This is a genomic window from Paraburkholderia sp. BL6665CI2N2, from assembly GCF_004366535.1.
Classification (GTDB): domain Bacteria; phylum Pseudomonadota; class Gammaproteobacteria; order Burkholderiales; family Burkholderiaceae; genus Paraburkholderia.
Window position 1 is genome coordinate 490,120 of the sequence record NZ_SORC01000001.1, and the last position, 12,687, is coordinate 502,806.

At 62.8% G+C, this 12,687-nt stretch carries 8 protein-coding genes; 3 read left to right on the forward strand and 5 right to left on the reverse strand.

Features of this window, described 5'->3' with window-relative positions; genetic code table 11:
• Window positions 1-4: 4 nt before the first annotated feature.
• The gene (locus B0G81_RS02125; protein WP_134133142.1) at window positions 5-1,054 is read right to left on the reverse strand and encodes a sugar ABC transporter substrate-binding protein; all 1,050 of its coding nucleotides are present in this window, start codon (window positions 1,052-1,054) and stop codon (window positions 5-7) included.
• Between the two features lie 272 nt (window positions 1,055-1,326).
• On the opposite strand from B0G81_RS02125, the gene B0G81_RS02130 reads away from it, so the two are divergent.
• Together B0G81_RS02130 and B0G81_RS02135 are read left to right on the forward strand one after the other, a co-directional pair.
• Entirely contained in the window at window positions 1,327-2,115 is a 789-nt protein-coding gene (locus B0G81_RS02130) for an IclR family transcriptional regulator (RefSeq protein ID WP_106281662.1), read from the forward strand.
• 131 nt (window positions 2,116-2,246) lie between these two features.
• The gene (locus tag B0G81_RS02135; protein WP_134133146.1) at window positions 2,247-2,792 is read left to right on the forward strand and encodes a hypothetical protein; all 546 of its coding nucleotides are present in this window, start codon (window positions 2,247-2,249) and stop codon (window positions 2,790-2,792) included.
• Between the two features lie 367 nt (window positions 2,793-3,159).
• Here B0G81_RS02135 and B0G81_RS02140 read toward each other — a convergent pair whose 3' ends face one another.
• The 3 genes from B0G81_RS02140 to B0G81_RS02150 form a co-directional block, all read right to left on the reverse strand.
• A complete protein-coding gene (locus tag B0G81_RS02140; protein WP_243856339.1) occupies window positions 3,160-4,698 on the reverse strand; it encodes a ShlB/FhaC/HecB family hemolysin secretion/activation protein in 1,539 nt (512 codons plus the stop codon).
• A gap of 409 nt (window positions 4,699-5,107) precedes the next feature.
• Window positions 5,108-6,979 (reverse strand): filamentous hemagglutinin N-terminal domain-containing protein, encoded by a 1,872-nt coding sequence (locus B0G81_RS02145; protein WP_134133150.1) that lies wholly within the window; start codon window positions 6,977-6,979, stop codon window positions 5,108-5,110.
• Window positions 6,980-7,258: 279 nt separating this feature from the next.
• On the reverse strand, window positions 7,259-9,619 hold the full coding sequence (locus B0G81_RS02150; protein ID WP_134133154.1) for a GNAT family N-acetyltransferase: 2,361 nt from the start codon (window positions 9,617-9,619) through the stop codon (window positions 7,259-7,261).
• 391 nt (window positions 9,620-10,010) lie between these two features.
• Here B0G81_RS02150 and B0G81_RS02155 point away from each other — a divergent pair, with 391 nt between their 5' ends.
• Window positions 10,011-10,880, forward strand: a complete 870-nt coding sequence (locus B0G81_RS02155) for a LysR family transcriptional regulator (protein WP_134133160.1) — start codon at window positions 10,011-10,013, stop codon at window positions 10,878-10,880.
• 128 nt (window positions 10,881-11,008) lie between these two features.
• Here the strand turns inward: B0G81_RS02155 and B0G81_RS02160 are convergent, their stop codons facing one another.
• Window positions 11,009-12,610 (reverse strand): peptide chain release factor 3, encoded by a 1,602-nt coding sequence (locus B0G81_RS02160; protein WP_116146897.1) that lies wholly within the window; start codon window positions 12,608-12,610, stop codon window positions 11,009-11,011.
• Window positions 12,611-12,687: the final 77 nt, after the last annotated feature.

Genomic DNA, 12,687 nt, shown 5'->3' on the forward strand with positions numbered 1-12,687 from the left:
CCGCTCATTTGACCGTGTTGCCCCACAAGGCTTTGTCGTCGACGTTCGATTTCGTCACGAGCGGTGCGGGCAATTGGTCTTCCAGAATGCCCGGCGCCAACTGGATGATGTTGCTGCCGTGATCGGTCGGACCGGGCTTGAAGGTCTGACCCGCCAACGCCGCCTTGATGTAGAACAGGCCATATTTCGCGTACGAGTCGGCGGGCTGCGACACAGTCGCGTCGATATCGCCGCGGCGGATCGCGTCGAACTCTTGAGGAATGCCGTCGTTGCTGACGATCACGACATGCTTCGCATCGCCGGCCGGAAACAGCATCTGCTTGCGACGCAAGGTTTGCAGAGTGGGTGACAGATAAACGCCGCCTGCCTGCATGTAAATGGCCTTCACGTCGGGATTCGCGGTCAGCAGACTGTCGAGCGCGGTGGCCGCGACGTCGCCCTTCCAGGCCGCGGGAATTTCCAATACCGACATGCCGGGATAACCCTTCATGCAAGAGCGGAACGCTTCAGACCGATCGCGTCCGTTGACCGATGCCAGGTCGCCCATGATCTGCACGACCTTGCCCGACTTCACGTGATCGCCGATGTACTTGCACGCCTTCTCGCCATACGCGTGATTATCCGCGCGCACGACCATCGCGACCTTGCCCTGCGTCGGCGCGACGTCTACGGCGACCACCGGCACGTTCTTCGCCGCAGCGGCATCGAGCGCGCGGCTGATCGCCGCCGAATCCAGCGGGCCGACCACGATGCCCTTCGCGCCGAGGTTCAGCAGGTTGTTCATGTCCGTGATCTGCTGGACCGGATCGCCGTTCGAATTGACCGGCGCGAGGATGTCGAGACCGCTCTCCTTCGCGTACTTGGGCAGATAGTTGTTGTACGACTGCCAGAACGGCGAGGTCAGCAGCGGCAGACCGAGGCCGATCTTGCCGGCGTCGGCGGCTTGCGCGGCACCCGTCGCGGCAAGGCCGGCGAGGCACGCAGCAGCCGCTGCGACGGAGAACGAAGTGCGGAACAAACGGCGGGCCGTGAGCGGCCCTTTCGCGAACGACATGGTTGTCTCCAGATATGCGTTGTGGGAACTGCGTGAACCGGGTCTGAGGCCGGCACTTCGTCCTGCGCTTTTTTATTCGAGTCTTGTCGAGTCTTGGCGACGTTCATTCACCAATGAACGTATTATTCATATATGGACTTTTCGAAGTCAAGGAATATAGACTGCACGGACCGTCCGTATTTTCCCTGGACGTGCGTCATCTCCGCCAGATTCGTCCCGCACGTACACTCACGCGCCACATAATGAGAACAGCCCAAGGAACCTCCCTCACGATGGACGCAGACGACAAAGACGACGCCGACCGCTACCGCGCCCCGGCGCTCGACAAAGGCCTCGACATCCTCGAACTGCTCGCCGAGCAGAAGGAAGGACTCACGCGCGCCGAAATAACCAAGCTGCTCGGACGCAACGCGAGCGAGATGTATCGCATGCTTGAACGGCTGGTCGCGCGTCAGTACGTGGTGCGCTCGGCGGGGGGAGACCGCTATTCGCTCAGCCTCAAGCTGTATGCGCTCGCGCACCGGCATCCGCCGATGAACCGTCTGATCTCCGAAGCGCTGCCGCTCATGCAGCGCTTTGCCGATGCCGCCGAACAATCGTGTCACCTCGTGGTGTACGACCGCGGCAATCTGCTGGTGATCGCGCAAGTGGATGGTCCGGGTACGTGGGGCATGTCGGTGCGGCTCGGTTCGCGCGTCGGCCTGATCGACACGGGTTCGGGGCGCGTGATGCTCGCGTTTCAAAGCATCGAGCAGCGCGAACAGATGCTGGCCGAGCATACCAAAGTGAAGGGAGAGGTCACGATCGATCGTGACGCGCTCGAACAGGCCTGCGAGCGGATTCGGGCTGCGGGTTTTTCGCAGAAGGACAGCCAGCAGACGTTCGGTGTGACCGACCTCACGTTTCCGATCCAGGGTCCGTCCGGCCAGGCGATCGCGGTGCTTACCTGTCCGTACTTGCGGCGCATCGACGAGTATGTCGCCCCGACGCTCGAAGCCGCCACCGTGCTGTTGCGCGAGACGGTACAGGCACTGTCGATGTTTCACGAGAACGCCGCCTAGCGCGTGATGCGGCGGGTCGAACCTGAGCGGCGGTCCGTCGAAAATCGGCCGCTCGCGCACATGGTTTAGAATGGCGACCCTCTCAAAAATCCCGCCGCATGGCTTCGTCCATGCGCGCTCATCGATAAGCAATGGCGAAACTTCTGACCGATTCCGAATTCCAGCGTTTTTCCGAACTCCAGCAGAAGCAGTCGAGCTTCACGATCACGCCCGAAGAAGCCGACGAACTGCGCGACATCGTCGCTCATGCGCAAAAGCGCCGCGACGATCGCGCGGCGGCGATGCAGAGCATCGAGACGTTCATTCAGCAATTCGACATCAGCCCGGACGAGCTGTTTTCGCCGGAGCAGATCGGCGAAGCCGCGCGCACGTACGGCCTGATTCCGGCCGCGAAGAAAGAGCGCGTGCTGCCGCCGCAATTCACGTTCAACGGCAAGCCGTATCAGTGGACGACGCGCGCGCTGCCGGACGACATCCGCGTGCCGTTGTTCGATGCGTTCAAGGCGGGTGAATCGGTGAAGTCGTTTATCGCGACGCCGAAGGATGCGAGTCGCTGCGCGGCGACGATTGCGCGTTTGGAGCGCGAGACCGGGGCGGTTTATGGCGATGTGTGGTTGGAGGAGTTGGCGGTGACGCGGTCGCAGGTCGATGAGGCGGCGGCGAAGCTGGCGGCTTAAACCCGCTCTCATCATATTGGCCATGATGTCTACGTCTTTGCTGCGAAATGTATCGGGCGCGCCGCTGGCATTTGTTCAGCCTCCTCTGCAATCCATTTCATAGCCCTTGATCCAGCGCGTGCGCTCCCTGATGGCAAAGCGCACGCCGTCCGTGTTCTTTGCCTCGCGCGCTGCGTTTAAACGTCGAGCACATCCCAGCGGTTCGCGTGACAGCGATGCCGCGTAGGTTGGGTGCGGATACGTGGCGTGTTGTGCCACATACGCCAGCGGCCAGCGCAGTCGCAAGCGATCTAGTTTTGAGGATCCTCTCGAGGTGAGCGAAGAGCATTTCGACCGTCTCCGGCGTCACCACTGCTGGTTGATTCAACTAAAACGTCGTGGACACCGTAACCCAGGTCTGCTGGCGAGCCGTGTGCTCAAAAGCATGGCCCGCACGCATCGCATAAGTTAACTGCGCGGCCACATGCTTGCCGCTGTAGCTCGCGCCGATGCCATAACCTTGCAAGCGCACGAATGCGCCCGGTATCGGGCCGTCCGGACGTGTTCTGCCTCGCGCATCGTCATAAAACACCTGCACAGAGGCGCCCGGCAAACTGCTGATAGATTTGCTCGCGGCGATCGAAAGGATCAGACCGTCGTCGACCGAAGCCGCATTCTGATCATAAGCGCGCACGGCAGAAGGACCGCCGAGCCCCATTCGTTCCGAGCTGTCAAGACTCCGACTGGCCCATTGCCCGCGCATCTGGACTGAAGCGCGGATAGTCGGCGTAATAGCCTGGACGTAAGCGACGGATGGTTCGGCCTTGTAGAAGTCGAATCGTCGGCTGTCGAGCATGGGTGCGCTGCTCGAATAGTCGAACTCGCTCTGCTCTGCCGTGCCGCGACTGAGCACGGCGCTGTACTGGATCACGTTGCGGCGCGTGCCGATTTCACCAGCCAGGGCGCCGTCCGCGCGCACTGATGCAACGAGGCTGCGCAGGCCGGTTCGAAGCACGTTGTCGAACTTTTCGTCGCTGGACCGTTTGAGGTCGAGATTGGCACCAAGATCGAGACTCGCGGAGTCTGAGCGGATCAGCGGCTGGACGCCGTAAATGCTGACGACATTCGCCGATCCGGTACCCAAGCCCGTGAACATCTCACCTAGCCGGTAATCCACATGCGAGTATGCGATACCCGCACGGCTCGCGCCGAGGCCAGTCAGCATGTCGTAGGAGATGCGGCCGAGGCGCGTTTGCCCGTCTTCGCCTGCCTGGGTCTGCATGAAACGCGGCGTCAGATAGACCGTGGCCTGTAACTGGTCGCCTAGCCCCAGCATATTGTTAACGCCGCCGGTCAGGCCGAATCTGCGCCAACCCGCTTGCCGCGAGCCCGCGTTATCGATAGTCGCCGCACCGTAATACCGGTCGCCAGGCGCGACATCGACTGTGACTACCGTGCCGCCCGGTTGGCTTCCGGCAGACAACGTGGATGTCGCCGATCCGACACCGGGAATGTCCTCGACAAGGCGTGCGTTGCGCTCGATATCGTGCAGCGAAGGTGCGCCATCACGCGTGCTTTCAAGAATTTCCCGAAGCCGTTTGGTCGCGACGTCGGAGCTGTTTTCGACAGTGACAGACTCGACATGGCCGCGCGCGATCTCGAAGTGGATGACGCCGTCCGTCACCGTCTGCGGCGGCAGGATGACACGCACGAGAGAGTCGCCACCGTGGTACAGGACCGTGGTAAGCGCATCGCGCAGTACGCGCAATTGCGAAAACGTGACGTTACGCCCACGCCACGGCACAAGGAATTCGTCGGCGCGTTGTTGTTCCTCCACAGACAACGCGCCGCCAAAATCGAAGCCATGGACGGGAAATGAAAGCTCGCCGTTTTCGGGTGCCGTCTCGGGCGGAGTCGAAGGCTGCATCGGCGCTGCTCGATCAACTCCGGGTTCGGCTCCGGCTCCTCGCGTCAGTTCGGGAGTCTGTCGGAGCAGCGAGCCGGCGTTCGTCGGCTCGTAGGCTTGCGCGGAAGCGTGCCATACAGTCACGCCGAGCAACGGCAGCCAGGCGCGGTCAAATCGACGGCGTGTGTGCCAGTAGGAGTGAGCGGCTTTCAAGTTTGCGATGCGCTGGAAAAATAAGCGCCAGCAGAGCCTCGTGAGAGCCCTGCCGACGCATGAATCGGGAATGAGGAAGGTTTGTTACGATGCAAATCAGAAAGGGAGAGGCGAAGCGCCTCTCCCTTCGTTACGCCGGCTTGCCTGTTCGCTCAGTGAGTTATTGCGACTCGCCTGATGAAGAACCGCTCAAGTACTTTGTCACGCTCGCTTGCGATCACAGGTTTGCGGACTTCGCCTTGATGCGGATGTTGCCGTCCGCGTTCTGCGTGTTGGCCGGCAGACTGACCTCGCGGGCCGTCAACTTGCCGCCGACGCGAGCCACGTACGCATCGACAGCAATCTTGTCGCCTGCCTGGATGCGCCCGGTTTGAACGTCGAAGGCGTTCAGCGTGACATCGTTACCGGCTTTGGTAAGGGACGAAGCCTGCTGCGAGACGGTGGTCGCTGCGTTCAATGCCACGTTGCCGTTGCGGCTGATCACGTTGCCTGTTTGAACGAGGTGACCGCCTTGCATAACCTGCACGCACGACATCCCGTCCGGACACGGCGGCATATATTGCATGGATTTAACCGAAATATTGCCGTCTGCCTTCAGATTCCCCGTCAGCGCGATGTCGCCGCCGTTGATATTGATGGTCTTGCCCGTGACATTCGCCACATGGATTTGACCAGCGGGTGACATAACAGTAGTCACCGGATCTTGATAGACCGCCTTCGATGTCAGCGAGACGTCGGCGGCGGCCGAAGTTTTGACGCCATTGGCCTGGATGATATTGGCACCGGCCACGTAGACCGAACCGGTAGTCGCGCTCACGTCTGCTCGCTGGTGCACGTCTCCGTCACCGGAAACCGACACCATGCTCCCCGCGTGGATCGGTGCGTTGATGTCGACAGCGACGCCGCCCAGCGACACCTGATCGGCTTCAATCCGACCGTTAGTTGTGACAGCACCGCCGGCAGCGGTGATATCAGCAAGGTCCGATACGATCTTGCCGTCCATGGTGACGTTGCCACGCGCCGAACTGATGTTGACGTAGCCCGATGCCGCTTGTATCTTTGCGCCCGACTCCACCGCGATGTCGTGGCCCTTGAGTGCGCGAGCGCTGCCGTCAGGTGCCGAGGATGCGTCGAAGGGTGAAGACGGAGAAGGAAATGCCGGCGCAGTCGTAATCCAGATAGAGTTGTCGGCAGTCAAACGGCCACCTACACCGATCTTGCCGTCACGTTCCGCACCAAGCGTGATACTGCCGCCTCGACCCAATGAGGCACTGGTTGCCTCGATCTGCCCTGTGTTTCGAACGACAGTACCCAGCATGGCGCCGGTCGCCGCCGCGGACAGCGTGACGTTGCCGCCCTTCGCGGCGATAACCCCGTAATTGGCAGCCAGCGCATTCTGTGCCTGCCGGCCGAGCGAGACCCCAAAACCCGAATCGCTCATCTGCATCGCTACGCCATTTGCGGCACCGAGCGTCACGTCCCTGGCGCGGATCGTGCCGTAGTTAGCCGCCTGAGGGCCCAACAGAATCACCGCTTCGTCCGCGGTCAGTTGGCCGTTATTCGTGACCTTACCTTCACCGCCGCGCGAAAAGAGATTGATGTTCCTGGTGCCGTTCAAACCTTGCCTGCCGCCGTCCATGAACTGCTGGTCATTCACGTCGAGGGTCGAGGCTACGAGGCTTCCAACATTGACCTTGGCGTTCTGGCCGAACACGACGCCCGCCGGGTTGACCACGAACACCCGGCCGTTCGCCTTCAGCACGCCGTTGATCTGCGTGGGGTCCGCCGTGGTCACACGGTTGAGCAGAGCCGACGTGGCGCCCGGCTGACTGACGACAACCGACTGGTCTTGCCCAATGTTGAAGTTCTTCCAGTTGACGATCATCTTGTCGCTGGACTGCGAAATGGTCGTTTTGTTGCCCTGCGTTTTGATGGCGCCGGCACCTGCCGCCACGACGCCGCCGTCGACGGCCCAAGCGGTATTGGCACAGCGCATGGCCGCCATCAACATTGCCGGCATGAGCGCCAGCCGGTAGCCTGTTTTCCCCGTGCCCTGGTAGGTCTCGCGGGTACGTTTCTTGTGAATCATTAGTTGACCTGTTAAGAGAGCTAAATAAAATCCCAGCCGAGCGACAGTTCGCTGACTACACCTTTGCCAAGACTCGGAGCCAGGAAGTAACCTGACCGTAAGATTTTATGAAAGGTCCACTCAAACAGTGTTGAGAAACGTCCGAAGATCGGGCGCTTTCGTCACTATGCAAATTCCGATGACACGCTGCGCGCAAGGAGAACTCCGTCGCGATGTCGATATGTTCTGACAAGACACGCGAAATTTCCTCGATGGGCTGCCTTGCCGCTCATCGCTTTGTCAGTGAGTCGCCGCCTCATCCAGAGCCATCCTGAACCCCACCACGCCCGGATCCTCCGTCCGCGTAATCGTGAAACCGCTGGCCTTGGCGAGCCCGATCATCGGGGCATTCTCGCGCAGCGCCTCGCCGACCAGCCAATGAATGCCGCGCAGACGTGCATATTTGATGATCCGGTCCATCAGCAATTGCCCAAGGCGCCGGCCTTTCTGATCCGAGCGCACCGCCACCGCGAATTCGGCGGTTTCGTTGTCGGGATCGGCGACAGCACGCACCACGCCCAACGTCCGCGTGAAGCCTTCGTCGCTCTGCACGGTGGCGATCAGCGCCATTTCGCGGTCGTAATCGATCTGCGTCATGCGCGCGAGCTGCGAATGGTCGAAGCTGCCCACCGCGCCGAAAAATCGCAAACGCAAATCCTCGGGCGTCATTGCTTCGACGAAGTCATGATGCGCGGCCTCGTCTTCCGGACGGATGGGCCGGACCGTCACTCGCACTCCTTGCCAGTCCAGCGTTTCTTCGAAACGACGTGGATACGGCATGATCGCGAGGCGGCTGCGTGTCGGCGCAAGGTTCAGCGTGGGCTCGACGATCATCACGTGATCGCGGTACACCCTGAGCGTCAGCGTGAGACCGACAAGCTCCTTGACGTCGCATACGGCTTGCGAGAGTGACGTCAGCGCGGCCAGCGCCGGTTCCGGCGCAACCAGCCGCGCGTACGGCGAACGCGTGACGATGTCGCGCGCGAGCATTGGGTTGAGCGGCGGCAACCCGTAGACGCACAACGGTTCGGACACGCCGTCCGCCGATGGCGTCGTGAAGCGCAAGACAGGGCCGAAGTTGCCGTCGTCGTAGAGTTCGACAGCGATGTCGACGACGGGTTTGGTGGACGAGTCCGTTTCCACCTGCAATCCGAACCGCCCCAGAAACCGCGCCGCCGCTTCGCCGGTTAGTTGGTGCTCACCTGCTGCAAGTGCCTCGCGCGCCTGAGCCTGAGCCGCGTCAATGCATTCGGGAATTTGCGCCGGCAGACCCTCCGGCGTTTGCATCAGCAGTTCGCGCCCCGTCCGGTAATCGACCAGCCGCGCGAAGGCGCGCGCGAGGCGTTGCGGCGTCGTATGAACCGGGATGCCCTGCGCGTGCAGCGCGTCGCGCGTGGCGGCATCCACGCCGCCGAAGAAACACGCGAGCAAGCCGCGATACGCGAAGCGATGATTCGCGATCAGGGCCTGCGCCACTTCGCCGACCGGCGCGCCGTGCGTCGACGCGTGGACCACGAAGGCCGTGCCGGTGCTGCGATGATCCGCGAGCAGCTTGAGCGCGGTGCCGAAGTGCTCAGGACGCGCGTCGTCGCCGAGTTGCAGCGGGTTGCCGCCGACCGCGTACGGCAAGGTCTGCATCAAGGCCACCGATGCCTCATCGGGCCACGGCGCAAGGGTATCGCCGGCTGCGGCGAAGGCGTCGCGCGCCAACGTGGCCAGGCCGCGGTCGCTCGTAATCAGCGTGGCCGTAGCGCCCGCCGCCACGCGGCCCACGCCGAGGGTCTCGATCTCGTCGAGCAGGTCGTCGAGCGCGTCGACACGCACCATGCCGGCGCGGCGGAACGCGGCGGTGTAAAGCGCGTCGGCGGGATCGGCGCGGCCGGAGCGCAGCGCCAGCACCGGCTTGTTGCGCGCCGCCGCCCGGGCTGCGGACATGAACTTGCGCGCCGCCCGCACGCTATCCAGTTCGAGCAGGATGGCGCGCGTGCCGGGATCGCTGGCCAGATAGTCGAGCACGTCGCCCGCGTCCACGTCCGCCTCGCCGCCGAGCGCCACAGCGTGCGAGAAGCCGAGGCCGCGCGCGTGCGCCCAGCCGAGCACGGCGTTGGTCAGCGCGTTCGACTGCGACACCCACGCGACGCCGCCTGCCTTCACCGTGCACGACGGCGCGCCCAGATGCGCGCGCAGCGCCGGCGACACCACGCCGAGACTGCCCGGCCCGACGATCCGCAACAGATTCGGCCGCGCCGCCGAAAGCGCGTGCCGTAGCGCGAGCCGGTCCTCATCGCACCGCACCTCGCCGACGATAATCGCCGCGCGCGTGCCCAATCCGCCGAGCTTATGGATGATGCCGGGCCACGTCGCCGGTGGCGTGCAGATCAGCGCGACCGTGGGCGCTTCCGGCAGATCGCCCGGATCGTGGATCACGGCGTGGCCGTCGAGCCTTTCGTACTTCGGATTGACCGGCCAGAGCGGGCCGTCGAAGCCCCCGTCCAGCACGCGCGTCCACACCATCGCGCCGGTGCTGCCGGGCCGCTCCGAGGCGCCTATTACGGCGACGGATTTGGGTCGAAACAAGGCGTCGAGATTGCGAACGGTCACAGGCGCTCCGAGGCAGGGAAAGCGAGCCGGCTCCGTCGCCAGGCACGCGTCATCGTCAGCATAGGCGAAGTTGAGCGTTCGCGCGGCGCTTCTCCTTCAGCGCCCGGCCGGCACCCGATCGCGGCCGGCAGTCCAAGGCGCGCCGGGGATTTTTGTTATCGAGATCAAGCAAACAACGAGCGCCAATGCGACAATCTTCCAGCCGCCACGATGGCGGTTTGCCTTGAAAAATCGCTGGCCGATGGCGGTTCGAATCGCGTGCGCCGGAGACGCGCCAAAAGTGATTCGTTTGGGGACAACGCACGGCTAGTGGTGCAGCACAACTACAGTTCGCAGCCCGACCCTCTCGCCGGCCGGATCGCGCACGATTAAAAGTAACAGAAGGTGATTTATGCGGCGCTTGCCATCGCTGATCGCGTTGCGCTTCTTCGAAGAGACGGCCCGGCACATGAGCTTTAACCGCGCCGCCATTGCGCTGTGCGTGACCCAAGGCGCCGTGAGCCGGCAAATCAAGCTGCTCGAAGAATCGCTCGGCGCGAAACTGTTTGAGCGCGACCACAAAGGCATTCGTCTGACGCAAGCTGGCCTGCAATTGCTGCCCTGCCTGTCCGAAGCCTTCGATACGATCGAACGCGGCTTTCGTCAAATCACGGCAGCCAAAGGGCGACGGCGCCTCGTGCTCGCTCTGCCGCCCACTTTCGCCACGCAATGGTTTTCGCCGCGCTTGGGTTCGCTCGCGGTGGAATTGCCCGACGTCGAACTGTCCGTTCGTACCGAGGCGAACGGCGACTTTCACTGCCAGATTCGCTTCGGCCGCCAGGCGCTGCCGGACGCGCACTCCGAATTGCTGATGATGGAGCGCCACGTGCTCGTGGGCGCGCCACGCCTGCTCGGCCAACCGCTCGACGCGTTGCTGGAACGCATGCCGGCGCTGCATGTGCTGCACAACGACGCCCGGCTCGAATTGTGGCCGAACTGGCTGGCCAAGGCGGGCATGCCCGCGCGTTACGCGGACAATGGCATCGAGTTCTCGACGCTGGAACAGGCGATTCGCGCGGCGAGTAAAGGCGCGGGGCTGGCGATCGTCGACCGGAACATGATTGTCGAGGAACTGGCGGACGGCAGTCTCGCGCAGTTTTCCGACGTCGATGTGAGCGGGCCGTTTGGTTACTGGCTCGATATTCCCCAGCGGCACGTCGGGCTGGAACATGTGCAGGCGCTGGCCGGGTGGATGCGAGAAGAGGTGTTGAAGCTGGGGTGAGCGTCGATGCTCCAGGCGGCAAAGGTACGGGCGTTAATGCAGAAGGCCGCGTTTTTGACGGGGCCTTCTGATTTGCGTTGCGTTGCGTTGCCTTGCTTTGTTTTTCGGTCGAAACCAGTGCGGCGAACTTACATCGCCTTTTTGAACGGCGCGCCCGAATGCTCGCGCAACTCGTTGAACACGATCTTCGGCCACGCCTTCTGCGCGACTTCGATTTCCGACACGTGCGAGGCCAGATACGTCGGTGCGTCGGAAGCGTCGAGCGCGATCCGCGCCGCGTACGAATCGGTGAAGCGGCGCAATTCGGCTGCATCGTCGCTAGTCACCCAGCGTGACATGCGGTAGCGCGCCGGGGCCATGCGCACGTCGACCTTGTATTCCGTCGACAAACGGTGCGACACCACTTCGAACTGCAGTTGCCCGACCGCGCCGAGAATCATCAGGCCGCCCACTTCCGGACGGAACACCTGGATCGCGCCTTCTTCGCCGAGTTGCTTCAGCGCCTCGCCGAGCTGCTTGGCGCGCATCGGATCGACCACTTCGACGGTCTGGAAAATTTCCGGCGCGAAAAATGGCAGGCCGACGAATTGCAGTTGCTCGCCTTCGGTCAGCGTATCGCCGAGACTCAGCGTGCCATGATTCGGAATACCGATGATATCGCCCGGATAGGCCTCGCTCACCGTCTCACGACGTTGCGACAGGAACGTCACCACGTTATTGGCGCGGAAAGTTTTGTTCGTGCGCGTCACCTTCACGGCCATGCCGCGTTCGAAATGCCCCGAACACACGCGGATAAACGCCACGCGGTCGCGGTGCGCCAGATCCATGTTCGCCTGCACCTTGAACACGACGCCGGTGAATTTCGGCTCGTCCGGCATGACCGGACGCTGCACGGTCATGCGCATGGACGGCGGCGGCGCCAGGTCGACCAGCGCGTCGAGAATTTCCTTCACGCCGAAGTTGTTGATCGCCGAGCCGAACAGAACCGGCGATTGCTGACCGGCAAGGAACTGCTCGCGATCGAAATCCGGCGACGCGCCTGTGATCAGATCGATCTCTTCCTTCGCCTTGATCCAGGCGTGGCCGAAGCGGCGTTCGCCTTCTTCGTCGCTTGGCGCTTGCAGCGTTTCCACTTCGCCGCCGGCCTTGTCCTGTCCCGCGCGGAAAATGCGCACCTGATCGCGCTGAATATCGTAGACGCCCTGGAAGTCCTTGCCCATGCCGATCGGCCATGTGAACGGCACGGCGGCGACACCCAGATGCTGCTCGATTTCGTCGAGCAGTTCGAGCGGCTCGCGCACTTCGCGGTCAAGCTTGTTGATGAAGGTGACGATCGGCGTCTTGCGGCTGCGGCAGACTTCGAGCAGCTTGAGCGTTTGCGCTTCGACGCCGTTCGCGCCGTCGATCACCATGACGGCGGCGTCGACCGCGGTCAGCACGCGGTACGTATCTTCGGAGAAGTCTTCGTGGCCCGGCGTGTCGAGCAGGTTGATGACGGCGTCGCCGTACTCGAACTGCATCACCGAGCTCGCCACCGAAATGCCCCGCTGCTTTTCGATTTCCATCCAGTCGGACGTCGCGTAGCGATTGCTCTTGCGGCCCTTCACGGTGCCGGCAATCTGGATCGCGCCCGAGAACAGCAGCAGCTTTTCCGTGAGCGTGGTCTTACCCGCGTCCGGGTGGGAAATGACCGCGAACGTGCGGCGGCGTTTGAGTTCGGAGACTGACATCGGGTCTGGCGGTCACGGATAGGGGTTCGGGCGGTCCCGGCGGCTTGCGGCTGCCGGTGTGCCACGCCTTGCGCGGC